Source organism: Microbacterium sp. p3-SID336, assembly GCF_025143365.1.
In the GTDB taxonomy this organism is placed as follows: domain Bacteria; phylum Actinomycetota; class Actinomycetes; order Actinomycetales; family Microbacteriaceae; genus Microbacterium.
This window is the reverse complement of sequence record NZ_JALXPE010000001.1, coordinates 47,016-72,048: the sequence shown is the minus strand read 5'-3', so window position 1 is coordinate 72,048 and position 25,033 is coordinate 47,016. Positions and strand designations below refer to the sequence as shown.

Annotated in this window: 25 protein-coding genes; all 25 read right to left on the bottom strand. The window is 71.0% G+C overall.

Translation table 11 applies throughout. The annotated features are described in order from the left end of the window. Positions 1-138: 138 nt before the first annotated feature. Positions 139-1,185, bottom strand: coding sequence for a prolipoprotein diacylglyceryl transferase (gene lgt / locus M3C17_RS00380; RefSeq protein ID WP_259975618.1), 1,047 nt, complete (start codon positions 1,183-1,185; stop codon positions 139-141). A gap of 10 nt (positions 1,186-1,195) precedes the next feature. Next, a complete protein-coding gene (gene trpA, locus M3C17_RS00375) occupies positions 1,196-1,999 on the bottom strand; it encodes a tryptophan synthase subunit alpha (RefSeq protein ID WP_259975617.1) in 804 nt (267 codons plus the stop codon). Beyond that, positions 1,996-3,264, bottom strand: a complete 1,269-nt coding sequence (gene trpB / locus M3C17_RS00370) for a tryptophan synthase subunit beta (protein WP_259975616.1) — start codon at positions 3,262-3,264, stop codon at positions 1,996-1,998. The genes trpA and trpB overlap by 4 nt, the downstream gene beginning before the upstream one ends. After that, positions 3,261-4,034, bottom strand: coding sequence for an indole-3-glycerol phosphate synthase TrpC (gene trpC, locus M3C17_RS00365; protein ID WP_259975692.1), 774 nt, complete (start codon positions 4,032-4,034; stop codon positions 3,261-3,263). Before trpC ends, trpB begins: the two co-directional genes overlap by 4 nt. 2 nt (positions 4,035-4,036) lie before the next feature. Next, positions 4,037-4,267, bottom strand: a complete 231-nt coding sequence (locus tag M3C17_RS00360; protein ID WP_259975615.1) for an HGxxPAAW family protein — start codon at positions 4,265-4,267, stop codon at positions 4,037-4,039. Between the two features lie 44 nt (positions 4,268-4,311). Beyond that, positions 4,312-4,902, bottom strand: a complete 591-nt coding sequence (locus M3C17_RS00355) for a Trp biosynthesis-associated membrane protein (RefSeq protein WP_259975614.1) — start codon at positions 4,900-4,902, stop codon at positions 4,312-4,314. Then, entirely contained in the window at positions 4,899-5,282 is a 384-nt protein-coding gene (hisI, locus tag M3C17_RS00350; RefSeq protein ID WP_259975613.1) for a phosphoribosyl-AMP cyclohydrolase, read from the bottom strand. Before hisI ends, M3C17_RS00355 begins: the two co-directional genes overlap by 4 nt. Beyond that, positions 5,279-6,040, bottom strand: a complete 762-nt coding sequence (gene hisF, locus M3C17_RS00345) for an imidazole glycerol phosphate synthase subunit HisF (protein WP_259975612.1) — start codon at positions 6,038-6,040, stop codon at positions 5,279-5,281. The genes hisI and hisF overlap by 4 nt, the downstream gene beginning before the upstream one ends. Continuing rightward, positions 6,040-6,879 (bottom strand): ATP phosphoribosyltransferase, encoded by an 840-nt coding sequence (gene hisG, locus M3C17_RS00340; protein ID WP_259975611.1) that lies wholly within the window; start codon positions 6,877-6,879, stop codon positions 6,040-6,042. The genes hisF and hisG overlap by 1 nt, the downstream gene beginning before the upstream one ends. Positions 6,880-6,917: 38 nt before the next feature. Then, complete coding sequence (locus tag M3C17_RS00335; RefSeq protein WP_259975610.1) at positions 6,918-7,181, bottom strand: phosphoribosyl-ATP diphosphatase; 264 nt, start codon at positions 7,179-7,181, stop codon at positions 6,918-6,920. Further along, a complete protein-coding gene (gene rpe / locus M3C17_RS00330; protein WP_259975609.1) occupies positions 7,178-7,858 on the bottom strand; it encodes a ribulose-phosphate 3-epimerase in 681 nt (226 codons plus the stop codon). Before rpe ends, M3C17_RS00335 begins: the two co-directional genes overlap by 4 nt. Before the next feature lie 2 nt (positions 7,859-7,860). Next, positions 7,861-9,327 carry an RsmB/NOP family class I SAM-dependent RNA methyltransferase gene (locus tag M3C17_RS00325; protein ID WP_259975608.1) on the bottom strand — a complete coding sequence of 489 codons (1,467 nt, stop codon included), beginning with the start codon at positions 9,325-9,327 and terminating at the stop codon, positions 7,861-7,863. Beyond that, complete coding sequence (gene fmt, locus M3C17_RS00320) at positions 9,324-10,241, bottom strand: methionyl-tRNA formyltransferase (RefSeq protein WP_259975607.1); 918 nt, start codon at positions 10,239-10,241, stop codon at positions 9,324-9,326. Before fmt ends, M3C17_RS00325 begins: the two co-directional genes overlap by 4 nt. A gap of 18 nt (positions 10,242-10,259) precedes the next feature. Next, positions 10,260-12,218, bottom strand: coding sequence for a primosomal protein N' (locus M3C17_RS00315; RefSeq protein WP_259975606.1), 1,959 nt, complete (start codon positions 12,216-12,218; stop codon positions 10,260-10,262). A 16-nt stretch (positions 12,219-12,234) separates the two neighbouring features. Then, the gene (metK, locus tag M3C17_RS00310; protein WP_259975605.1) at positions 12,235-13,428 is read right to left on the bottom strand and encodes a methionine adenosyltransferase; all 1,194 of its coding nucleotides are present in this window, start codon (positions 13,426-13,428) and stop codon (positions 12,235-12,237) included. A gap of 91 nt (positions 13,429-13,519) precedes the next feature. Continuing rightward, complete coding sequence (gene rpoZ / locus M3C17_RS00305) at positions 13,520-13,774, bottom strand: DNA-directed RNA polymerase subunit omega (RefSeq protein WP_259975604.1); 255 nt, start codon at positions 13,772-13,774, stop codon at positions 13,520-13,522. A 66-nt stretch (positions 13,775-13,840) separates the two neighbouring features. After that, complete coding sequence (gene gmk, locus M3C17_RS00300) at positions 13,841-14,752, bottom strand: guanylate kinase (RefSeq protein ID WP_259975603.1); 912 nt, start codon at positions 14,750-14,752, stop codon at positions 13,841-13,843. After that, the gene (pyrF, locus tag M3C17_RS00295) at positions 14,745-15,590 is read right to left on the bottom strand and encodes an orotidine-5'-phosphate decarboxylase (RefSeq protein WP_259975602.1); all 846 of its coding nucleotides are present in this window, start codon (positions 15,588-15,590) and stop codon (positions 14,745-14,747) included. Before pyrF ends, gmk begins: the two co-directional genes overlap by 8 nt. Continuing rightward, positions 15,587-18,874: a carbamoyl-phosphate synthase large subunit gene (gene carB / locus M3C17_RS00290; RefSeq protein ID WP_259975601.1), complete on the bottom strand. Its 3,288-nt coding sequence runs from the start codon at positions 18,872-18,874 to the stop codon at positions 15,587-15,589. Before carB ends, pyrF begins: the two co-directional genes overlap by 4 nt. Next, on the bottom strand, positions 18,874-20,052 hold the full coding sequence (gene carA / locus M3C17_RS00285; RefSeq protein ID WP_259975600.1) for a glutamine-hydrolyzing carbamoyl-phosphate synthase small subunit: 1,179 nt from the start codon (positions 20,050-20,052) through the stop codon (positions 18,874-18,876). Before carA ends, carB begins: the two co-directional genes overlap by 1 nt. Next, entirely contained in the window at positions 20,049-20,561 is a 513-nt protein-coding gene (locus M3C17_RS00280) for a hypothetical protein (RefSeq protein ID WP_259975599.1), read from the bottom strand. The genes carA and M3C17_RS00280 overlap by 4 nt, the downstream gene beginning before the upstream one ends. Further along, complete coding sequence (locus tag M3C17_RS00275; protein ID WP_259975598.1) at positions 20,558-21,862, bottom strand: dihydroorotase; 1,305 nt, start codon at positions 21,860-21,862, stop codon at positions 20,558-20,560. The genes M3C17_RS00280 and M3C17_RS00275 overlap by 4 nt, the downstream gene beginning before the upstream one ends. Beyond that, positions 21,859-22,824, bottom strand: coding sequence for an aspartate carbamoyltransferase catalytic subunit (locus M3C17_RS00270; protein WP_259975597.1), 966 nt, complete (start codon positions 22,822-22,824; stop codon positions 21,859-21,861). Before M3C17_RS00270 ends, M3C17_RS00275 begins: the two co-directional genes overlap by 4 nt. After that, complete coding sequence (pyrR, locus tag M3C17_RS00265; RefSeq protein ID WP_259975596.1) at positions 22,821-23,351, bottom strand: bifunctional pyr operon transcriptional regulator/uracil phosphoribosyltransferase PyrR; 531 nt, start codon at positions 23,349-23,351, stop codon at positions 22,821-22,823. The genes M3C17_RS00270 and pyrR overlap by 4 nt, the downstream gene beginning before the upstream one ends. Before the next feature lie 84 nt (positions 23,352-23,435). Continuing rightward, entirely contained in the window at positions 23,436-25,013 is a 1,578-nt protein-coding gene (locus M3C17_RS00260; protein WP_259975595.1) for a Rieske 2Fe-2S domain-containing protein, read from the bottom strand. Positions 25,014-25,033: the final 20 nt, after the last annotated feature.

Below are 25,033 nucleotides of genomic sequence, written 5' to 3'. Positions count from 1 at the left end.
CTGCTTCGGGGGGTAAGCGCCGGAGGCGCCGTAAGGGGGCTGGAAGTACACCAGTTACCGTCCTCAGATCTTCGGTGAAACCCGGGGACGTCGTCGGCCCGCTCGTTCAGTGCAATGGTTCTCCCGCCGGAGGCGGCGTTATCGAGAGCCGTCCTCGCTCGAGGGAGCAGCGCTTGTGGCAGTGGCTCCTGCGGTGACCTCGTCGGCCGGAGGCTCGCTCACGTCCACGAAATCAGAGGGATTGTCCTGCGATTGTACATCAGCGTCCAGGTCCTTCCGGCCGCGGCCGGGCTGGTACGGCGAGGGCTCGAGACCCGGGTGGCGTCGGGTCTGGACCACGAGGATGACGAGTCCGACGATCACGCCGATGATGGCGGCCCACACGTTGCTGCGCAGCCCGAGGATGACCTCGCTCGGGTCGATGCGGATCGACTCCCACAGGATCCTGCCTGCGGAGTACCAGATCAGGTAGATCGCGAACAGGCGGCCCCACTGGAAGAAGAGCTTGCGGCCGAGCCACAGCAGCACGATCACGCCGAGGCCGTTCCACAGCACCTCGTACAGGAACGTCGGGTGGAACAGCGTGCCCTCTGGAAGCCCGGGGGGAAGCGCCGTGTTCGGCTGCCCGTTCCAGGGGTAGGTCGCCGGGATCTCCAGGCCCCACGGCAGGTCGGTCGGCAGGCCGTAGAGCTCGTGGTTGAACCAGTTGCCGAAGCGGCCCATCGCCTGCGCCAGCAGCAGGCCCGGTGCCAGGGCGTCGGCGAACGTCCAGAACCGGATGCCGGTCCAGCGGCAGCCGAGATAGGCGCCGACCGCACCGCCGATGAGCGCGCCGAAGATCGCGATGCCGCCCTCCCAGATCGCCCACACGGAGCCGGGCTCGAAGGGGTTCCAGGTGTTCTTGCCCTCCCCGAAGTAGAAGTTCGGGTGCGTCAGCACGTGGAAGATGCGCGCGCCGATGATGGCCAGCGGCACCGCCAGGATCGAGATGTCGATCACGACCCACGGCTCCGCACCGCGCTTGGTGAGGCGGTGGTTGGTCAGCAGCACGGCGGCGATGATGCCGGCGATGATGCAGAGCGCGTAGAAGTGGATCCGGACCGGGCCCAGGTCGATGTAGGCGACGGGCGGGCTCGGGATGCTGGCGAGCACGCCGGTGACGGTGCTGGGGAGCGCGAGGGACATGAGTGCGATTCTAGTTCTCGGGGACGGGGCGCACCGACGACGTGCCGGAGGCCAGGGTTCGGGTGACCTCGGCGAGAGCGGGGACGCCGCCGTCGCGGAGGGCGCGGACGAGCGCGGTGCCGACGATCGCGCCGTCCGCATACTCGGAGACGCCGGCGATCTGCGCGGCCGTGGAGATGCCGATGCCGACGCAGGCGCGGGCCGCCCCGTGCGCGCGGAGACGGCCGACCAGGGTGCGGGCGGCGCGGTCGAGTTCGGCGCGCTCCCCCGTGATGCCCATGGTCGACACGGTGTAGACGAAGCCCGTCGAGGACTTCACCACGAGGTCGAGCCGCTCGTCGGACGAGGTGGGCGCGGCGAGGAAGATCCGGTCGAGGCCGGTGCGCTCGCTCGCGGCGATCCACTCCCCCGCGGCGTCGGGCGTGATGTCCGGAGTGATCAGTCCCGCGCCGCCCGCGGCGAGCAGGTCGTCGGCGTAGCGGTCGACGCCGTACTGCAGCACCGGGTTCCAGTAGGTCATCACGAGCACGGGGACGTCGGTCTTCGCGGTGATGGCGCGGATGGCCGTGAACAGGTCCTTCATCCGGAACCCGGCGGCGAGGGCCGCGGTGGTCGCCTCCTGGATGATCGCGCCGTCCATCACCGGGTCGCTGTAGGGCGGCCCGAGCTCGATGATGTCCACGCCGTTCTCCGCGAGCGCCACGGCGGCACCGATGCTGGTCTGAAGGTCCGGGAAACCGACCGGGAGGTACCCGACGAAGGCGCTGCGGCCCGCGTCGTGCGCCTTCTGGATGGCCTGTTCGACACGGCTCATCGCTGCGGCTCCCCCTTCGACGCCGCTTCCTCGGCCTCGCTCTCGGCGGAGGCGTCGTGCGCGAGGGCCGACGCGTCGTAGAGCTCGAAGTAGCGCGCGGCCGTGTCCATGTCCTTGTCGCCGCGACCGGAGAGGCAGATGGCCAGCACGGCATCCGGCCCGAGCTCGCGGCCGATGCGGAGGGCCCCCGCCAGGGCGTGCGCGGACTCCACCGCGGGGATGATGCCCTCCGTTCGGCTGAGCAGTCGCAGCGCCTGCATGGCTTCGTCGTCGGTGGCCGGGATGTACTCGGCCCTGCCGATGTCGGCGAGCCACGAGTGCTCGGGGCCGACGCCCGGGTAATCGAGTCCCGCGGAGATCGAGTGCGACTCCACGGTCTGCCCGTCCTCGTCCTGCAGGACGTAGGTCTTGGCGCCGTGCAGCACACCGGGGCGTCCGCGCTCGATCGAGGCGGCGTGCTTGTCGGTGTCGACGCCGTCGCCCGCCGCCTCGACGCCGTAGAGCCTCACGCCCTCGTCGTCGAGGAAGGCGTCGAACATGCCGATCGCGTTCGAGCCGCCGCCCACACACGCGAACACCGCATCCGGCAGCCGCCCGACCTCGTCGAGGAGCTGCGCGCGGGCCTCTTCCCCGATGATCTTCTGGAAGTCGCGGACCATCGCGGGGAACGGGTGCGGACCGGCCGCCGTCCCGAAGATGTAGTTGGTCGTCTCGACCGAGGCGACCCAGTCGCGGTAGGCGTCGTTGATCGCGTCCTTCAGCGTGCGCGATCCGGAGGTCACAGGGACGACCTCCGCACCCAGCAGCCGCATCCTGGCGACGTTGAGCGCCTGTCGTTCGGTGTCGACCTCGCCCATGTAGATCGTGCAGTCGAGGCCGAACAGGGCGGCCGCCGTGGCGGTCGCGACGCCGTGCTGGCCCGCGCCCGTCTCCGCGATCACGCGCGTCTTGCCGAGACGCTTCGTGAGGAGCGCCTGGCCCAGCACGTTGTTGATCTTGTGCGAGCCGGTGTGGTTCAGATCCTCGCGCTTGAGGAAGACCCGAGCGCCGCCGGCATGCTCGGCGAACCGCGGGACCTCGGTGAGCGCGGAGGGGCGCCCCGCGTAGGAGCTGAGCAGGTGCGCCAGCTCGTCACGGAACGCCGGGTCGACGATCGCCTCCTGATACGCCACGGTCAGTTCGTCGATCGCCGCGATCAGCGACTCGGGCATGTAGCGCCCGCCGAACTCGCCGAAGTAGGGTCCGTGCTGGTCTCGCAGGCTCACGACGCCTCCAGGAAGGTCTTGAGGGTGGCCACGGGGTCGCCGGTCACGAGCGCCTCGCCGATCAGCACCACATCGGCGCCCGCCGATCGATAATGCGCGACATCGGCGGGAGTAAGCACCGCGGACTCCGCGATCTTGATCGCCGACGCGGGGATGCGCTCGACGAGACGGCCGAACAGGTTGCGGTCCAGTTCGAGGGTCTTCAGGTCGCGCGCGTTCACACCGATCAGGTCGGCACCGAGGTCGATCGCGGCCTCCAGCTCCTCGGCGGAGTGGGTCTCGACGAGCGGCGTCATGCCGAGTTCGAGGATGAAGCCGTACAGGTCGCGCAGCACCGCGGGCTCGAGGCCGGCCACGATCAGCAGCACGAGGTCGGCGCCGGCCGCCCGCGCCTCGAGCACCTGGTAGCGCGTGGCGATGAAGTCCTTGCGGAGTACGGGCAGCGACACGCGTGCGGTCACGGCTTCCAGGTCGGACAGGCTGCCGCCGAAGCGGCGCTCCTCCGTGAGGACGCTGATCGCCGAGGCGCCACCCTGTTCGTACAGCGAGGCCTGATGCGCGGGATCCGGGATCTCGGCGAGAGCACCACGGGAGGGGCTCGCCCGCTTGACCTCCGCGATGATCTTCACGCGCTCGGCGGGAGCGAGGAACGACAGTGCGTCCTTCGCGGCGGGGCGCGCGAGGGCTTCCCGTTCCACGACGTCGAGCGGGCGGGAGAGGGAACGACGCTCGGCGTCTGCGACAGCGCCGGCCGTCAGGTCGGCGAGCACCATTAGTGGGCCTTCGGAGAGTACTTCGGGCCCTTCACGCCGTAGCCCGCCTTCGCGAGCGCCCAGCCGACGATGGCTCCGATCGGGATCAGGGCGGCCGAGATCCACACGAGCGTCGGCTGCTCGAAGCAGAACGCGATGGTGCCGGCGGTGAAGCCGACGAGCATGATCACGACGGCGGTCCAGGCCGCAGGCGAGTGTCCGTGGCCGGGGTCGGCGATCGGGTTGGTCATGTTCTCCTCCGGGGACGACGTGCGATGTGTTCAGTCTATCGGGGTCAGCGCGTGGGATCTGTTCCGCGGGACAGGTCGTCCCACGAATCGACGGCGTCGACGGGGCCGTCGTGGGTCTCCGCATGCGCCGTCTCGGTGCGGTACCGTCGCCCGCCGGCCTTCCATCCGCGCCACGTCAGCAGGACGACCACGGACGCCAGGAGCAGGATCGCCCAGGCGACGAGGGCGATGTACGGCCAGACCGACGGCACGATGCTCGCCGCGACCTCATGCACCGCGTCGTCGCCGGCGAGCCCCGTCACTTCGGTCACCGTCGCAGCCACGGCCGCGTACGGCTCGCCGACCAGCAGCTGCAGCGTGGACCAGCCGAGGAACAGCGCGGCTGCGGCGGCGAGCACGCCGAACACGAGCCGCACGGCACGACCGGCGATCGCCAGGGCGGCGCCCAGCGCCAGAACCGTCAGGCTCATCGGAGCGAGCAGCACCAGCGCCGACGCTCCGGGAACGAGGATCGCCTCCCCCGCATCGGCGCGCTCGACCGTGAACCAGGTCTGCGTCGAGGAGATGATGCCGATGGCGCCGGCGAGGAGGAAACCCGAGACGGACAGCGCGCGACCGCGCTTGGCGATGCTCATGCGGCGGCTCCGTCGCGCGCGCCGAGGTCCGTGGTGTCGAAGCAGGTGCGCGTGCCGGTGTGGCAGGCGGGGCCGGTCTGATCCACCAGCAGCAGCACGGCGTCTCCGTCGCAGTCGAGACGTGCCTCGCGCACGACCTGGATGTGCCCGGAGGTGTCGCCCTTGCGCCAGTACTCCTGGCGCGACCGGGACCAGTAGGTCGCCCTTCCCGAGGTCAGCGTGCGGCGCAGCGCCTCCGCATCGACCCAGGCGAGCATGAGCACCTCGCGCGTGTCCCACTGCTGCACGATCACCGGAGTCAGCCCGCGCTCGTCGAAGGCGACCTGAGCGATCCGCTCCTCGACGTCGCGCGACTCCCCGTTCTGCGTCGTCTCGCTCATCGGACCAGTACTCCCTCCGCGCGCAGCGCGTCCTTCACGTCCCCCACGGTGAGAGCGCCCGTGTGGAAGACGCTCGCCGCGAGCACGGCATCGGCTCCGGCCTTGATGGCCGGGGCGAAGTCGGTGGCACGACCCGCGCCCCCGGAGGCGATCACGGGGATGGGGGCGGCCTCGCGCATCAGGCGCACGAGCTCCAGGTCGAAGCCGTCGCGCGTGCCGTCGGCATCGATCGAGTTGACCAGCAGCTCGCCCGCACCGCGCTCAGCGGCCTCCCTCGCCCAGTCGAGCGCGTCCAGCGTGGTCTGCGTGCGACCGCCGTGGGTCGTGACCACGAAGCCCGACCGCGTGGTGTCCGCCCGCTTCACATCCAGCGACAGCACCAGCACCTGCGCTCCGAAGCGGTCGGCGATCTCGCCGATCAGCTCCGGGCGCGCGATCGCGGCGGAGTTCACGCCCACCTTGTCGGCGCCGACCGACAGTAGTCGGGCGACATCCTCCACACTGCGCACTCCCCCGCCGACCGTGAGCGGCACGAACACCTGCTCGGCCGTGCGCTGCACCACGTCGTAGGTCGTCGCACGCGCGTCGACCGTCGCGGTGACGTCGAGGAACGTGATCTCATCGGCGCCCTGCGCGGCGTAGTGCCGCGCGAGCTCGACCGGGTCCCCCATGTCACGCAGATTCTCGAAGTTCACGCCCTTCACCACGCGACCGTCGGCCACGTCGAGGCATGGGATCACGCGGCTCGCGAGCGCCATCAGAGCCTCGCCGCGTGGATGGCGGTCACCAGGATCGCCCTGGCGCCCAGCGCATACAGATCGTCCATCACCTGGTTGACCCGCCGGCGCGGGATCATGACGCGCACGGCGACCCAGGCCGGATCGCGCAGCGGTGAGATCGTCGCGGACTCGCGCCCCGGCGCGATGGCCACCGCGCGGTCGACCAGCTCGGTCGGCAGGTCGTAGTCGAGCAGGACGTACCGGCGGGCCACCATGACGCCGCGCAGACGGCGCAGCAGCGTGTCGACGCCCTCCGCATCGCCGGGACGGCTGATCAGCACGGCCTCGGACTCCAGGATGACGGGACCGAAGATCTCCAGCCCCGCCTGGCGCAGGGTCGTGCCCGTCGAGACCACATCGGCGACGGCATCGGCCACGCCGAGACGCACGGCCGACTCGACGGCGCCGTCGAGCTGCACCAGCTCCGCGTCCACGCCGTGCTCGCGCAGGAAGGAGCCGACGAGCCCGGGGTAGGCCGAAGCCACGCGCACACCCTCCAGATCCTCGATCGAAGCGAAGCGACCAGGAGGGCCGGCGAAGCGGAAGGTGGATCCGCCGAAGCCGAGCTGCTCGATCTCGCGCGCGGGCTGCTGCACGTCGAGCAGGAGGTCACGGCCCGTGATGCCGACGTCGAGGGCGCCGGACGCGACGTAGGTCGCGATGTCACGGGGACGGAGGAAGAAGAACTCGACGCCGTTGTCGGCGTCGACGACGTGCAGGGTCTTGGGGTCGCGGCGGCCGGCGTAGCCCGCCTCCGCGAGCATCTCGGCGGCGGTCTCGGAGAGCGAGCCCTTGTTGGGAACGGCGATGCGCAGCATGAACGTCTTTCAGATCGAGGGGGTGGGAGCGGAGCGCATCACAGATGTCGATAGACGTCCTGCAGCGAGAGGCCCTTCGCGAGCATCATCACCTGCAGGTGGTACAGCAGCTGGGAGATCTCCTCCGCCGCCGCCTCGTCGGACTCGTACTCGGCCGCCATCCACACCTCGGCGGCCTCCTCCACGATCTTCTTGCCGATCGTGTGCACGCCGCCGTCGAGCTCCGCGACCGTGCCGGAACCCTCGGGGCGGGTCTCGGCCTTGACGCTGAGCTCGGCGAACAGCTCATCGAAAGTCTTCACCCTTCCAGGCTAGCGGCTCGCGCGCGCTCCCTGAGCCGGGTGACCGCCGCCTCCACGTCGTCCGCGCCGTACACCGCGGACCCGGCCACGAAGGTGTCGGCCCCCGCCTCGGCCGCCTGCACGATCGTGTCGTCTGAGATGCCGCCGTCCACCTGCAGCCACACGCGGGAGCCACGGCGTCGGGCCTCGTCGGCCAGGGCGCGCAGTTTCGGCAACGTCTCCGACCGGAAGCCCTGCCCGCCGAATCCGGGCTCGACCGTCATCACGAGGATCTGGTCGAACTCGTCCAGCACCGGGAACAGACCCTCCACCGGGGTGTCCGGCCTGACCGCGACCCCTGCCCGGGAGCCGATGTCGCGCAGTCGCCGTGCGAGGGAGATCGGGTCCCCGGACGCCTCCAGGTGGAACGTCACACTGGCCGCCCCGAGCTCGGCGTACCCGGGCGCCCACCGCTCGGGGTCGGTGATCATGAGATGCACGTCGAGCGGGATCGGGCTGGTCTCCTGGATGCGCTGCACCATCTGCGGTCCGAACGTGAGGTTCGGCACGAAGTGGTTGTCCATCACGTCCACGTGGGCGAAGTCCGCCGTCGCGATGCGGGCGAGTTCCGCCTGCATGTTGACGAAGTCCGCGGCGAGGATGCTCGGGTTGATGCGCGGCGCGCGGGGCAGCTCCATGGTCAGTCCATCCCTTCGGGGGTGTCGTCGGTGCGCTGCAGCAGCGCCAGGAACATGGCGTCGGTGCCGTGGCGGTGCGGCCACAGCTGCACGCTGCCGCCGGAAGCGCGCCCCTCGTCGGCGAGGTCCATCGGCGCACGCGCGACCTGCTGCATCACCCGCCGGGCGTCAAGCTCGACCACGCCCGGCCGGTCCCGCAGCACGTCCTGCACCACTCCGGTCGTCTCGGCCAGATGCGGGGAGCAGGTCACGTAGGCGACGATGCCGCCCGGGGCCAGCGCGTCGACGGCCGCCGACAGCAGCTCGACCTGCAATGGCACGAGGTCCGCGACATCGGCAGGGCTCTTCCGCCACCGGGCCTCAGGGCGGCGGCGCAGCGCACCCAGCCCGGTGCAGGGCGCGTCCACCAGAATACGGTCGAAGGCGCCGGGCCGCTCCGCCGCCAGCTCCCGCCCGTCTCGCTCGTGCACGAGGACGTCGCCGGGCACCGCACGCAGCGCCTTGCGCACGAGTCTCGCCCTGGTCGGCACCACCTCGTTGGCCTCCAGCGTCACGTCGTGCTCACGCGCCACCGCCGCGAGCAGCGCGGTCTTGCCGCCCGGCCCCGCACACAGGTCGAGCCACTGCTCCCCCGCGCGGATGGGCGCGGCCTCGGCCAGTGCGAGAGCCACGAGCTGCGACCCCTCGTCCTGCACGCGGACCGCACCGTCCGACGCGGTCACCGCCCGCCGCGGGTCTCCGCCCGGGGATGCGAAAGCCGTGGGGGCGAACCGTCGCCGCGGCTCCCCCGGCTCGGCGAGTCCGGGCAGCGCCACCAGCGTGACCTCCGGCGAGACGTTGTCGGCCTCCAGCAGCGCGGGGAGCTCCTCGCCCCTGCCCTCAGCCGCGAGAGCGCGCCGCAGCGCCCGGATGACCCACACCGGATGGGCGGCCCGCAGTGCGAGGCGCTCGTCATCGGACCGGGCAGCGGCCTCCACGCGCTCCAGCCACTCACCGGGCGACTCCCGTGCGATGCGGCGCAGCACCGCGTTGGCGAAGCTCGCCGCCCCGCGACCGCTGTGGGTCGCCACGAGGTTCACCGACTCGTTCACGGCGGCATGCGAGGCCACCCTGGTCGCAAGGAGCTGATGCACGGCGAGCCGGAGCGCGTCGAGGACGGCCGGATCGATCGCGTCCACGGCACGGTCGGCGGCGTTCGCGATGACCGCGTCGTACGTGCCACGGCGTCGCAGCGTGCCATAGGTGAGCTCGGTCGCGAGCGCCGCGTCCTGCGCATCCAGCCCGGCATCGGCGATCGCCGACGGCAGCACCAGGTTCGCATAGGCGTCGGACTCGGACACCGCGCGCAGCACCTCGTATGCCACCCGCCGGGCCGGCTGCACGGTGCGCCGCGGTCCGTGTTCCCGTGCCGGGGCCGCCGGCCGTGTCCCGTGCCGTGCCGGCGGATTCCGGCGTTCCCGGTCGGTCATGATCCGGCCTCCCCTTCGGTTCCCTGCCGCCCGCGCCACCAGTCCGCCGCATTCATCGGGCCCTTGCCAGCGGGCTGCAGCCGCGTCACCGTGAGCGGGGCGGTGGCGGTGCCGATCCGCACCCCGCTCTTCGTCCCGGCCAGGCGCCCGGGGGGCAGCACCTCCGCGTCGGGCGACGGCTCTGCCGCGAGGATCTTGAGACGCTGACCGCCGACGGTCGTGTGCGCCCCGGGCTCCGGCGTGACACCGCGGAACCGGGCATACACCGCGTCGAGCGGCTGGGTGAAGTCGAGCAGGCCGTCCTCCAGGGTCAGCTTGGCGGCGAACGTGGGCTCGCCCTGCTGCGGGACAGCGCGCGCGGAACCGTCGGCGATCCCCGCGACGACCTCGGCGGTGAGCTCAGCGCCGTCGAGCGCCAGCGTCGCGAGGGCCTCCCCGGCCGTCGCCGTCGGCGGGACGGCGACGGTGCGCGACGCGAACACGTCGCCGGCGTCGAGCTCCGGCACCAGCTGGAACACGCTCGCGCCCAGCTCGGCGTCCCCCGCGATGAGCGCGCGCTGCACGGGCGCCGCGCCGCGCCACGCCGGCAGGAGCGAGAAGTGCAGATTGATCCACCCGGCCGTCGGCGCCGACAGCAGTGGTTCTCGCACGAGTCCCCCGTACGCGACGATCACCCCGAGCTCGGGCTGGAGCGCCGTCACCTCCGCTGTCGCCGCGTCGTCGAGTCGTGCGGCGTGGATCACCGGGAGACCGAGTTCGGCCGCGGCCTGCGCGACGGGAGAGGGCGTGAGGACGCGCTTGCGCCCGAGCGGGGCATCCGGGCGCGTCACCACGGCGGCGATGTCGTGCTCGGAGGCGAGACGGCGGAGGGTGGGGACGGCGGCAGCAGGAGTGCCGGCGAAGACGAGACGCATGAAGGTTCTCCGGAAGGGTCAGAGCTCTGGATCGAGGATATCGAGACGCACGGTCAGTGCGCTGCGGGTCGCGCGGCCACGGCCCCCCCGCCCGTTCACCGCCTCCGCCACCACGGCAGCGCGCAGCGTGGTCGCCACCCTCGTGCCTGCGCCGTAGTCGAAGCGCACGAGTGCCCGCACCCGCGGCGGGACGTCGTCCCCCTCGACCGGGACCGGCCCGAGCACCGCGTCGGCGGGCAGCGACAGCGCGCCGAGGGACTCGAGAGCCCGTGCGACGGCGGCCGCGGTGCCCTCGACCTGAGCCACGCGCGCCGTGGGCGGCATGTGCAGCGGAGCGCGGTGCTCGAGCTCGGTGCGCGCGTACGCCGCCTGGTTCCACGTGGCCAGGGCCTTGGCGACGGCGCCGTCCACACCGACCAGGTGCACGGGCGCCCCCGGAGCCGCCAGCGCCGCCGCGTTCGACCACCACCGCAGACACGACTCGCCGACGCGGAGGTCGGGCGCCTGCAGCATCCGTGCGCCGTCGAGCAGCACCACGGCGCGGTAGCCGCCCTCCGCGAGCGGCTCCGCACCGCGGGTCGCGACGACGAGAGCCGGCCGCGCATCCACGCGCTCGACCGGGTGCGCACCGTCGGCCACGATCACGCGCACGCCGGGGAACGCGCGACCGAGCTCGTCCGCCGTGCGTTCGCTGCCGGACGAGGCCAGCCGCAGACGCGTCGACGAGCACGCGGGGCACGTCCAGGCCCCGGCTCCGCGGCCGCACCAGCCGCACACGGGCACGGCGCCGCGATGACGTGCACCGAGTGGACCGCCGCAGTGCGGGCAGCGCGCGGGCGCGCGGCAGTCCGCGCATACCAGGGACGGGGCGAATCCCGGTCGCGACACCTGGATGAGCACCGGTCCCTCGGCGGCGGCGGCCCGAGCCGCGAGGAAGGCGGAGGACGGCAGTCGCTGCGCTGCGGGTCGCTCCAGCTCCTGCGGGGTACTCAGCAGCACGCGCGGCAGCACACGTCGGGCCGCGCGCACATCGCGCAGCCACCCGTGCGCGACGAGACGCTCCGCCTCCGTCGTCCGGGTGTGCCCGACCAGCAGCAGTGCCGACTGCTCGGACTCCTGTCGCAGCAGAGCTGCGTCCCTGGCGTGCACGCCCGGCGCCAGCGGCTCGCTGAGCAGTGAGTCCCCGTCATCCCAGACGGCGACCACCCCCGCGACGACCGGTGCGTAGACGGCGGAGCGGTTGCCCACCACGACGCAGGGCGCGTCCTCCAGCGTGCGCAGGAACCCGCGGTATCGGTCGGGGTTGGACTGACGGGAGTCGTGGCGCACGACCGCGTCCGCCGGGACCACAGCCTCCAGGGCGACGAGCAGGCGATCCAGGTCGCGGTGGTCCGGCACCACGAGGATGCTCGAGCGCCCCGCCGCCAGCGTGTGCGCCGCGGTGGCCGCGAGCAGACGCGCCCACCCCTGCACGTCGTCCGACAGCTGCGGGACGGCCTCGACCGCCGCGCGACCGCGGTCGTCGAGCACCGCCCGCAGCCCGTCGTAGGTGTCGATCAGCGCATCCGCGGCGGTGAGCGCGGCCTCATCCGGTGCGAGCACGGGCGCATCCGCCGTCCAGGCCTTCTCCACGCGCACCTGTCGCTTGGGGATGACGAGGCGCAGCACATCGGAGGCCGAGCCGGCCGCACGGTCGGCGACTCGACGGCACAGGTGGTACAGCCGCTCGGGCAGCACGGGCACCGCCGAGACCACGGACTCCACCTCGGAGAGCGGGCGATCCGCGTCGTCCTCGACGTCCAGCTCCACGACGTAGCCGTCCACGACCCGCCCCGCGGTGCGCAGCGGCACCCGGACGCGCACGCCAGGAACCACCTCGCCGAGCTCGGCGGGCAGCGCGTAGTCGAACAGCCGGTCGAGCTGTGGCAGCGGCGAATCGAGGAGCACGCGCGCGATGCGCCGGCTCTCCGGAGACATCAGGACCGCGGCCCCATCAGAGCCCGGCAGCGCGTCGCAGCTCTTCGGCGCGGTCGGTGCGCTCCCACGTGAAGTCGGGGAGCTCGCGGCCGAAGTGCCCGTAGGCGGCCGTCTGCGCGTAGATCGGACGCAGCAGGTCGAGCTGCTCGATGATCGCCTGCGGGCGCAGATCGAACACCTCGTCGATCGCCCGGGTGATCACCTCATCCGACACCCGTCCGGTGCCGAACGTCTCGACGTACAGCCCGACGGGGCGTGCCACGCCGATCGCATAGGCGACCTGCACCTCGAGGCGGTCGGCGAGCCCGGCCGCGACCGCGTTCTTCGCGACCCAGCGGGTGGCGTAGGCCCCGGACCGATCCACCTTCGACGGGTCCTTGCCGCTGAACGCGCCTCCGCCGTGCCTCGCCGCTCCCCCGTAGGTGTCGATGATGATCTTGCGACCCGTGAGGCCCGCATCGCCCTTGGGGCCACCGGTGACGAAGGGGCCGGCGGGGTTGATGTAGTAGGTGACGTCGTCGAGGTCGAGGCCGGTGGTCGCGAGCACCGGGTCGATCACGTGCTCACGCACCCGCGCCTTGAGGTCCTCCTGCGAGATGTCGGGGTTGTGCTGCGTCGACAGCACGACCGCATCGACGGTCTTCGGTGTGAAGCCGTCGTAGCCGAGCGTCACCTGCGTCTTGCCGTCGGGACGGAGGAAGGGCAGGAGGCCGCTGCGACGTACCTCCGTCAGGCGCTCTGCGATGCGGTGCGCGGTCCACGCGGCCATCGGCATGAGCTGCGGCGTCTCGTTCGTCGCGAAGCCGAACATGATGCCCTGGTCGCCCGCGCCGAGACCGTCGAGCGGGTCGACGGAGGAGCCATCGCGATGCTCCTGCGCGTTGTCGACGCCGTGCGCGATGTCGCTCGACTGCTCGCCGACGGACACGCTGACGCCGCACGAGTCGCCGTCGAAGCCGGTGTCGGACGACGTGTAGCCGATGCCGTTGACGACCTGCCGCACGATCGTCGGGATGTCGACGTAGGCGTCCGTCCTGATCTCGCCCGCGACGTGCACGAGGCCGGTCGTGACCAGGGTCTCGACCGCGACGCGGGAGCCCGGGTCCTTCGCGAGCAGGCCGTCGAGGATGCTGTCCGAGATCTGATCGCAGATCTTGTCCGGGTGTCCTTCCGTGACGGACTCGGACGTGAACAGACGCAGCGCGCTCATCGGGGCTCCAGAACGGGGACGGACGGTGGGAGGGGTGTGGCACCCATTCTGGACCGCACCGCCGACGTCGCGGCGGCGCGGTCGCCGAAGATCACTCCACGTGACGCAGGCGGAGCTTGTCCTCGTTGATCTCGTGCAGCGCGATCGTGAGCGGCTTGTCCTCGACGGACGAGTCGACCAGCGGGCCCACGTTGTCGAACAGGTTCCCCTCGTGCAGGTCGGAGTAGTAGTCGTTGATCTGGCGCGCGCGCTTGGCCGCGTAGATCACGAGCTCGTACTTGGAGTCGACCCGCTCCAGCAGGTTGTCGATGGGGGGATCGATGATGCCGTTGTTGCGTCCGGCCATGGGGGACCTCCTGATCAGGCGACGACGGTCGTCGCGAAGACGGTGCTGCGGGCGCGCGAAGAAGCGTCAGCGCGCAGAGCTCGTAGACAAGTCTACGACCTCGCGGGCGGCGGCGGCGACGTCCTCGTTCACGATGAGGTGGTCGAACTCGTTCTGTGCCGCGAGTTCGACCTTCGCGGTGCGCAGGCGGCGCGCCCGCTCCTCCGCGTCCTCGGTGCCGCGTCCGACCAGTCGGTGCACGAGCTCGTCCCAGCTCGGCGGCAGCAGGAAGATCAGCGTGGCGGACGGCTCGGCGTCGCGGACCTGCCTCGCACCCTGCAGGTCGATCTCCAGCAGGACGGTCTTGCCCTCGGCCAGGGCCGCGTCGATGGGCGCCCGCGGCGTGCCGTAGCGCGAGCGGTTGTGGACCACCGCGTACTCCAGAAGCTCGCCGTCGGCGATCAGCCGGTCGAACTCGGCGTCGTCGACGAAGTAGTAGTGCACCCCGTCGATCTCGCCCGGGCGGGGTGCCCGCGTGGTCGCCGAGACCGAGAGGTGGATCTCGGGATGGTTCTCGCGGATGTGCGCGGCGACGGTCCCCTTGCCCACGGCCGTCGGCCCGGCGAGCACCAGCAGGCGGCTGCGGGCTCCGCGCGGCGCGGGCACGGGGAACCTGCCGTCCAGCCACTCCTCCAGCACGCGTCGCTGCCGCGCGCCGAGACCGCCCAGGCGCTTGACCGGGGAGATGTGCAGCTCGGCCAGCACGCGGTCGCGCTTGCCGGCGCCGATCGCGGGGAGCGCGAGCAGGAAATCGGTGACGCGCAAGGAGCCCTCGACCGAGTCGGGGTCGGAGGTGGCCTTGTGCAGCACGGACTGGGGGGTCACGACGCGCATCGTGAGATCGCGCTTGAGCGACGCTCTGGCACGGCGGCGCTCCACGGCACGGCGCGCGGCTGCGGCCCTGTCCACCTCGGGGACGGCACGGCGTTCCTCAGCCACGGGTCACCTCCCGGTACTCGGCGGCGCGCTGCGCGATCGCATCAGACAGAGCGTCCGGTCCCGCCGAGAGCAGGCTGCGGCTCTCGCTCGCGATCACGCACGGAGCGAGTGCACCGAATCGTGCCGTCAGCTGCGCGGGCTCGGCGCCCTGGGCGCCGAAGCCGGGGGCCAGGATCGGCGCGGGCGGGTCGATGTCGCCGATCCCGGTCTGCGTCCGCTCGACGGTCGCTCCGATGACGAAGCCGACGCTGCCCCACTCCCCCGGAGCCACCGCGGCGGCGTTCCTCGCGGACACCGCGGCGACGACGGCCGCCGACACGGTGGATCCGTCCGCCGTGGTGGCGCGCTGCAGCTCGGCGGCCTCGGGGTTGCTGGTCGCGGCCAGCACGAACAGGCCCTTGCCGTGCGCGTGCGCCAGGTCGAACGCGCCATCGAGGGCGCCGACGCCGAGGAACGGGTTCACGGTCAGCGCGTCGGCTTCCAGCGCCCCGCCCGGCTCGAGCCAGGCGCGCGCGTAGTCGTTCATCGTGGAGCCGATGTCACCGCGCTTGGCATCCGCGATCACGAGCAGCCCGGCGGCCCGCGCGGCCGCGATGACCTCCTCCAGCGCCGCGAGTCCGCGGGAGCCGTGGCGCTCGAAGAACGACACCTGCGGCTTCACGATGCCCACGCGGTCGGCTGCGGCGGCCACCGTGCGCAGACCGAACTCGCGCAGACCGGAGGCGTCGTCCGGCAGCCCCCAGGCGGTGAGGAGAGCGGCGTGCGGGTCGATGCCGACGCAGAGGGGTCCGCGCTCGTCGAGGGCGACACGGACCCGCTCCCCGAAGGATCCGGTCATACCGCCGCCTTCCGGTCCAGCGCGTACTCCTGCAGGCTCTTCACCTGGAAGCCCTCGTGCGCCGCGTCCATGCCGCTGACCGCGGCGCCCAACACGGCCATGGTCGTGAACAGCGCCTTGTCCGCTGCGACCGCAGCCGCGCGGATCTCGTAGCCGTCGGCACGCGTCGCACCGCCCGACGGGGTGTTGACGACGATGTCGATCTCACCGTCGTTGATGAGGTCGACGATGTTCCTCGCCCCGGACTCCTGCGTGGCGCTGTACTTCTCCACGACGGTCACGGCGATGCCGTTGCGCGACAGGATCTCTGCGGTGCCCTCGGTCGCCACGATCGTGAAGCCGAGCTGCTGGAGGCGGTGCGCCGGGAGGATCACCGCGCGCTTGTCGGAGTCGGCGACCGAGATGAACACGGTGCCCGAGGTCGGCATGCCGCCGTACGCCGCGGCCTGGCTCTTGGCGAAGGCGGTCGGGAAGTCGCGGTCGATGCCCATGACCTCGCCGGTGGAGCGCATCTCCGGGCCGAGGACCGAGTCGACCGTCTTGCCGTCGGCGGTGCGGAACCGCTTGAACGGAAGCACCGCCTCCTTGACCGAGACGGGGGCGTCGAGCGGCACGCGGGAGCCGTCCTGCGCTGGCAGCATGCCCTCGGCACGCAGCTCGGCGATGGTCGAGCCCGTCATGATGCGGCTGGCGGCCTTGGCCATCGGGATGCCCAGCGCCTTCGACACGAAGGGCACCGTGCGGCTCGCGCGCGGGTTCGCCTCGATCACGTAGAGCACGCCCGCGCTGATGGCGAACTGCACGTTCAGCAGTCCGCGCACGCCGACGCCCTCGGCGATCGCGAGCGTGGCCTCACGCACGCGGTCGACATCGCTGCGGCCGAGCGAGACCGGAGGCAGCGTGCAGCTGGAGTCGCCGGAGTGGATGCCCGCTTCCTCCAGGTGCTCCATCACGCCGCCGATGAAGAGGTCCGTGCCGTCGTACAGCGCGTCCACGTCGAGCTCGATCGCGTCGTCGAGGAAGCGGTCGACCAGCAGCGGCTTGCCCTCCTCGATCACGACCTCGCCCGCGGTCCGCACGAAGTACTCGCGCAGCGCCTCGGTGCCGTAGACGATCTCCATGCCGCGTCCGCCGAGCACGAAGCTGGGGCGCACGAGCACGGGGTAGCCGATCTCCTCGGCGATGCGGACCGCACCCTCCACGTCGATCGCGGTGCCGTTGCGCGGCGCGAGGAGGCCCGCGGTGTCGAGCAGCCGGGAGAAGAGCTCGCGCTCCTCGGCGAGGTCGATCGCCTCCGGGCTCGTGCCCAGCACGGTGTAGCCGGCAGCCTCGATGCCCTTCGCGAGCCCGAGCGGAGTCTGACCGCCGAGCTGGCACACGACACCGAGGATGGTGCCGCTCGCGGCCTCCGCGTCCAGCACCTCCAGCACGTCCTCCAGTGTGAGGGGCTCGAAGTACAGGCGGTCGGAGGTGTCGTAGTCCGTGGACACCGTCTCCGGGTTGCAGTTCACCATCACGGTCTCGAAGCCCGCGTCGGACAGCGCGAAGGACGCGTGCACGCAGGAGTAGTCGAACTCCACGCCCTGCCCGATGCGGTTCGGGCCGGAGCCGATGATGACGACCTTGGTGCGCTCGGACGGCGCGACCTCGGTCTCGGCGTCGTAGCTCGAGTAGTGGTACGGCGTGAGGGCGGGGAACTCCCCGGCACACGTGTCGACCGTCTTGTACACGGGACGGATGCCGAGGCCGTGACGGACGCCGCGGATCTCGGTCTCGGTCTCCCCGCGCAGCTGTGCGAGCTGGGCGTCGGAGAAGCCGTGCTCCTTGGCGTAGCGCAGAGTGGCGGCGTCGAGTTCGGGAGCCGTGCGGACGACGTCGGCGACCTCGTTGATCAGCACGATCTGGTCGAGGAACCAGGGATCGATCGCCGTGGCCTCGAAGGCCTGCTCGATCGTCGCCCCCTTGCGCAGCGCCTGCTGCAGCGTCACGATGCGGCCGTCGGTCGGGGTCTTCGCGATCTCCAGCAGCTCCTCGACGGTGCGGCTCTCCTCGCCCCAGTGGAAGCTGGAGCCGCGCATCTCGAGCGAGCGCAGTGCCTTCTGCAGGGCGGTCGCGTAGTTGCGGCCGATCGCCATCGCCTCGCCGACCGACTTCATGGTGGTCGTGAGGGTGGCGTCCGCCGCCGGGAACTTCTCGAACGCGAAGCGCGGCACCTTGACCACGACGTAGTCGAGCGTGGGCTCGAAGCTCGCCGGCGTAACGCCGGTGATGTCGTTCGGGATCTCGTCGAGGCGGTAGCCGAGCGCGAGCTTCGCGGCGAGCTTCGCGATCGGGAAGCCGGTGGCCTTCGACGCGAGGGCGCTGGAGCGGGAGACGCGCGGGTTCATCTCGATGACGATGATGCGCCCGTTCTCCGGGTTCACGGCGAACTGGATGTTGCAGCCGCCGGTGTCCACGCCGACCGCGCGGATGATGTCGATGCCGATGTCGCGGAGCTTCTGATACTCGCGATCCGTGAGCGTGAGCGCGGGCGCCACCGTGATCGAGTCGCCGGTGTGCACGCCGACGGGGTCGACGTTCTCGATCGAGCAGACCACGACCGTGTTGTCGGCTGTGTCGCGCATGAGCTCGAGCTCGTACTCCTTCCAGCCGAGGATGGACTCCTCCAGGAGCACCTCGGTCGTCGGCGAGTCGCGCAGCCCGGCACCGCCGATGCGGCGCAGGTCCTCCTCGTCGTAGGCGAAGCCGGAACCCAGGCCGCCCATCGTGAAGGACGGTCGCACCACGAGCGGGTAGCCGAGCTCGGCGGCACCGGCGAGCAGGTCGTCCATGGTGTGCGCGATCACGCTGCGGGCGACGTCTGCGCCCGCCTCGATCACGAGCTCCTTGAAGATCTGCCGGTCCTCGCCCTTCTTGATGGCGTCGACCTTCGCACCGATGAGCTCGACGCCGTAGGTGTCGAGGATGCCCTGCTCGTGCAGCGCCATCGCGGCGTTCAGCGCAGTCTGGCCGCCCAGCGTCGGGAGGATCGCGTCCGGCTTCTCCTTGGCGATGATCGTCTCGATCACGGCGGGCGTGATCGGCTCGATGTACGTCGCGTCGGCGAAGTCGGGGTCGGTCATGATCGTCGCCGGGTTGGAGTTGACCAGGATGACCCGGACGCCCTCCTCGCGGAGCACGCGGCACGCCTGGGTGCCGGAGTAGTCGAACTCGCAGGCCTGGCCGATCACGATCGGGCCGGAGCCGATGACGAGGACGGAGGTGATGTCGTCGCGCTTGGGCATTACTTGGTGTCCTTCTTGCTCGCGATGACCATGTCGCGGAACCGGTCGAAGAGGTAGTTGGCGTCGTGGGGTCCGGCAGCGGCCTCGGGGTGGTACTGCACCGAGAATGCCGGAATGTCGAGGGCGCGCAGACCCTCCACGACGTTGTCGTTGAGGCCGACGTGGCTGACCTCGACCTTGCCGTAGCCGTGCGGGCTGTCGAACGAGCCCTCCAGGGGCGCCTCGACCGCGAAGCCGTGGTTGTGGGCCGTGATCTCGACGCGACCCGTCTCCTTGTCGAGCACCGGCTGGTTGATCCCGCGGTGGCCGAACGGCAGCTTGTACGTGCCGAGACCCAGGGCGCGGCCGAGCAGCTGGTTGCCGAAGCAGATCCCGAAGAACGGCAGGCCGTCGTCGAGCACCGCGCGCAGCAGCTCCACATGGTCCCCCGAAGCCGCGGGGTCGCCAGGGCCGTTGGAGTAGAACACCGCGACCGGGTCGATCGCGCGGATGTCGTCGATGCTGACGTCCTGCGGGAGCACGTGGACCTCGAAGCCGCGGGCGGCCAGGTTGTCGATCGTGGCCTTCTTGACGCCTAGGTCCAGCACGGCGAGATTGCCGACGCGCTCACCCACGGCCGGGGTCACGGTGGCGCTCTCGACCGAGACCTGCGCCGAGAGGTTGAGTCCCGTCATCTCGGGGGCCTCGCGGACGATGCGCAGCTGCTCCTCGGGGTCGAGGTCGGCGTCCGCACCCGAGAAGATGCCGCCGCGCATCGAGCCCGCCGAGCGGATGTGCCTGGTCACCGCTCGCGTGTCGATGCCGCTGATGCCGACGATGCCGTCCTCGACGAGCACCTCGTCGAGCGAGGCGTTCGCGCGCCAGTTCGAGACCACGCGCGAGGGGTCGCGCACGATGTAGCCGGCCACCCAGATGCGGCGGGACTCGGGGTCCTCGTCGTTCATGCCGGTGTTGCCGATGTGCGGAGCGGTCTGCAGGACGATCTGTCCGGCGTAGGACGGGTCGGTGATGGTCTCCTGGTAGCCGGACATGGCGGTGGCGAAGACGACCTCGCCGAGGGTGCGGCCGCGGGCGCCGTAGGCGCGTCCGGTGTGGCGCGTGCCGTCCTCCAGGACCAGGACGGCGGGATCGGGAAGGCCGACCGGGGAGGTCGGCGCGGAGGATGTCGAGAGGGTCATGACGTTGCTCCAGTGTCGGGGGCGGCGGGGACGAGCCGCTGCAGGTCGGAGATGAGGGTCTGGATGTCGCCTCCGGTGAGGCGCAGGTAGCTGTCGACCACGGTGACGTCGTCGGCGTGCCAGGCGATGCGCAGCAGTCCGCCCGGCTCGACCACGCGGTCGATGGTCACGGTGGCGCGATCCACCGCGACGAGCCGGGCGCTGGCGAGGAACACCGTGGGTGCGCCATCCAGCGCGAGCGCGACACCGCGGTCGGTCACGGCCAGTTCGCCGCGGGCGCGGAAGCCGAGCGGGCGGATCGCGAGGCGTTCGAGGGGCTCGTCGTGCCGGGTGGTCGACACGTACAGCACCTCCTCGCGCCGCGACACCTCCGCGTGCTCCGGCACGCCGAGCGGCGCCGTGTACACGGAGTCGCGCCGGCTTCGTCGTCGCCAGGCGAACAGCATCGCGAGCAGGATCAGTACCGCGACGGCGATGATGATCGCGACCGCGAGGTCCCGTGCGCTCATGCGCCGAGCTCCGGTACGACGGCACCGCCGTCGACGGTCAGCACGCCGCCGTGCACGGTGAACTGCACGCGGCCCGGCAGCTCGCGACCGAGGTACGGCGAATTCGCGCTGCGGCCGTGGAGGTCGGCTTCCGTGAAGACGCCGTCGACGGAGGCGTCGTACAGCGCGAGATGCGCGGGGGCGCCCACCTCGAGCGGTGTGCCGTGGCCGGCGAGCCGCCCGATGCGTGCCGGCGCTGCGCTCATGACCCTCGCGACGTCGGCCCAGGACAGCATCCCGGTCTGCACCATCGCCTGGTGCACGACCCGCAGGGCGCTCTCCAGACCGACCATGCCGTTCGCGGCGGCCTGCCACTCGCACGCTTTGTGCTCGCTCGGGTGCGGGGCGTGGTCCGTGGCGACGATGTCGATGGTGCCGTCGGCGAGTCCCTCGCGCACGGCCAGGACGTCCTCCTCACGGCGCAGCGGCGGATTCACCTTGTACCGCGCGTCATAGCCGCGCACCAGCTCGTCGGTGAGGAGCAGGTGGTGCGGGGTCACCTCTGCGGTGACCTGCACACCGCGCTTCTTGGCCCAGCGGATGATGTCCACGGACCCGGCGGTCGACAGGTGGCACACGTGCAGACGCGAGCCGACGTGCTCGGCCAGCAGGACGTCGCGGGCGATGATCGACTCCTCCGCGACCGCGGGCCAGCCGGCGAGCCCGAGCTCGGCGGACACGGTGCCCTCGTTCATCTGGGCGCCCTCGGTCAGCCGGGGGTCCTGCGCATGCTGCGCGATCACGCCGTCGAAGGACTTCACGTACTCGAGAGCACGCCGCATGATCAGCGGATCCCATACGCAGAAGCCGTCGTCGCTGAACACGCGCACCTGCGCGCGGGAGGTCGCCATGGCGCCCAGTTCGGCGAGGCGCTCGCCCTTCTGCCCCACGGTGACGGCGCCGATCGGCTGCACCGTGGCGTACCCCGCGGCCTCGCCGAGCGCGAGCTCCTGCTCCACGACACCGGCGGTGTCGGCGACGGGAGACGTGTTGGGCATGGCGAACACGGCGGTGAACCCGCCGGCCGCGGCGGCCCTGGTCCCGGTCAGGATGGTCTCGGACGCCTCGTACCCGGGCTCGCGGAGGTGCGTGTGCAGGTCGACGAGTCCGGGCAGCGCGACCAGGCCGGCCGCGTCGAGCGTGCGGGCGCCGGCGCGGCTCAACCCGGTTCCGATCTCGGAGATCCTGCCGTCCTCGATGATGATGTCGGCGCTCTCGGCGCCGAGCAGCGTGGCGCCGGTGATGACGAGGGTCTCGCTCACAGGTCTCCCCCTCGTTCGTCGTCTCGCTCCCCTGCCAGCAGCAGGTAGAGCACGGCCATGCGCACGGAGACCCCGTTCGACACCTGTTCCAGCACCGTCGAACGGGGGGAATCGGCTGCTTCGGAGGAAATCTCCAGTCCCCGGTTCATGGGTCCGGGGTGCATCACAATGCTACCGCTCGGAAGGGCGGCCACTCGCAGGGCGTCCAGGCCCCAGCGCCGCGAATACTCCCGCTCAGTCGGGAAATACGCCGCGTTCATGCGCTCCAGCTGGATGCGCAGCATCATCACGGCGTCCGGGCCGTCCGCCAGCGCCTCGTCGAGATCGAACAGGACGCGTGCCGGCCAGAGCGACACGTTCTGCGGGACTAGGGTCGGCGGGGCCACCAGGGTGACCTCCGCCCCGAGAGTCGCCAGCAGCCAGACGTTGGAGCGGGCGACCCGGGAGTGCAGCACGTCGCCCACGATCGTCACCCGCAGCCCGGACAGGTCGCGCCCCCGGCTGTCGGCCCCGAAACGGCGCTTGCGGATCGTGAACGCGTCGAGCAGCGCCTGCGTGGGGTGCTCGTGCGTGCCGTCCCCGGCGTTCACCACGCCGGCCGAGATCCAGCCGCTCGTGGCGAGGGTCTGCGGAGCACCGGAGCCCGGGTGCCGCACCACCACGGCGTCGGCGCCGATCGCCTCCAGCGTCTGCGCGGTGTCCTTGAGGCTCTCGCCCTTGGAGACGCTGGAGCCCTTGGCGGCGAAGTTGATCACGTCGGCGGAGAGCCGTTTGGCGGCGGCCTCGAAGGAGATGCGGGTGCGGGTCGAGTCCTCGAAGAAGAGGTTCACGACCGTCTTGCCGCGGAGGGTGGGGAGCTTCTTGACCTCGCGCGACTGCGTGTCGGCCATGTCCTCCGCCACGTCGAGGATGCGGAGGGCGGTGGCCCTGTCGAGCGTGCGGGTGTCGAGGAGGTGCCTCATTCGCCGATCGTCACCTCCTCGGCGCCGTCGTTCTCGAAGAGGCGCACGTTGACCCGCTCGCTGCGGGCGGAGGGGATGTTCTTGCCGACGAAGTCAGGGCGGATCGGGAGCTCGCGGTGGCCGCGATCGACGAGGATCGCCAGGCGGACGACGGCGGGCCGACCGATCGACTGGATCGCGTCGAGCGCCGCGCGGATGCTGCGTCCCGAGAAGAGCACGTCGTCGACCAGGACGACGGTCTTGCCGTCGATGCCGCCGGGCGGGATCTCGGTCGGCTGCGGCGAGCGTGTGGGGTGCTTCGCGAGGTCGTCCCGGAACAGCGTGACGTCGAGCGAGCCCACGGGCACCGAGACCTGCGCGATGTCGCTGATCAGGGCGGCCAGCCGGTGACCCAGCGTGACGCCGCGGGTCGGGATGCCGAGGAGGACGAGGTTCTCCGCCCCCCGATTCGACTCGAGGATCTCGTGCGCGATGCGTGTCAGCGCTCGTGAGATGTCGGCCTGGTGCAGCACGGTGCGCATGCCCATCAGCCGCTCCCTTCTCCGCCTCACAGGACGGTGTTAAAGGTTGCTTGTGATGCCAGTGTATCGGAGCGCGCGGGGCGCTCCGGGTCAGCTCGCCTCGCGCAGCACCGGGTCGGTGACGTCGTCGACCTTCGAGGAGCGGATCGGGTGCCCGCTCGTCGAGAGGCAGCGCCCGGTGTTCAGGTCCCACTTCCAGTCGTGCATGCTGCACGTGAGGATGCCGTCTTCGTCCACCGAGCCCGTGCGGGTCAGGTCGGCGCGCAGGTGCGGGCATCGGCGCTGCACGACCCATTCGCCGATCTCGGCGTCCTCGGTCTGGTCGGTCTGCTCCTGGTACCAGTTCTCGACGTACTCGATGCGGTCCACCGACAGGCACTTGAGGAACGTGGTCAGGAACTCGTTGAACTTGCCGCTGCGTCCCACCGAGAACTGCATCGACAGGAAGATCGAGTTGGACCAGTCGATCTCGTGGTCGCGGATGTTCGTCGAGACGAGGTCGGCGGGGATCGTGTACCAGTACACGCACTCCTCCCCCGCATACTCGCGCACCTTCGCTCGCGGGAAGTCGACCACCATGTCCAGCTCCCCGATGCGGAAGCGGACGTGGCCCCCGACGCCGAGGCGGATGGTGCGCGACTTCTTCAGCAGCGGCTCCCACCACTCCTTGATCGCCGCCAGCATCTCGGCCGGCGGGATGATCTCGGCGCGGGTGGCCTCCTCGTCGCGGATCTCCTGCTGACGGCTCGCGCGCTGCTCCTCCAGGTAGTCCCACTTCTCGTCGAAGATGTGCGCGATCTCCGCGTCGGTGTACAGCGTCTGCTCGGTCGTCACCGTCCCGCCGTCGATCGTCACCAGGGTGCCGGGGATGAAGAGCTGGCCGTCGTACTGCGGCGACAGCTCCTTCATGTGGGCGAGGAACTGCTTCTGGTCGGTGAAGATCGACTCGCCGTTGCGACCCATGCCGTTGAAGTCGAACAGGTCGTCGCGCAGGAACATGGGCGGACCCGCCATCGGGAACACGTGCGGCGCGTCGACCTTGTCGATGTAGTACATCGCCCGCTTGTTCTGCGCCTCGCGCTTGAGGCGCGCGAAGTTCTGCTTGGCGTCGAGCGGCAGGTCGTAGACCATCGGCCACCAGATCGCGCCGGAGACCTGGGTGAAGTACGCGTCTGGCTTGCCGAAGTGCAGCAGCTTCTCGAGGTCGAGCGGGTGCGAATCGTTCTGGTTCAGCATCGAGCCGGTGCCGTCGTCGACGCTCAGCGACGAGTCGCCGATGGGGCCGTCGCTCGGCGCGCGCAGCGGCGTGATCATGAGCTTGAGGTCGCCGCGCTGGATGATCTCCCCGGCGGGGGCGTAGGTGATGTTCGTGTAGCCGAGCGCCCGGATGTCCTGCTCGAGGTCGTCGATCGGGTACTCCGGGAGCAGCACCTCGATGTCCTTGCGGATGTACCGCTCCAGCAGAGCCGGATCGAAGTGGTCGCGGTGCCGGTGCGAGATGTAGAGGAAGTCGGCCTCGCGGCCGTAGCGCTCCCAGTCGAGGCCTCTGTTGTCCGGGAACGGGAACCAGGAGCCGAAGAAGGACGGGCCGAGGACGGGGTCGCAGATGATGTTGCCGCCGACGGTCTCGATGAACATCCCGGCGTGGCCGAGTCCCGTGATCCGCATTGCATTCCTCTCGAAGATGA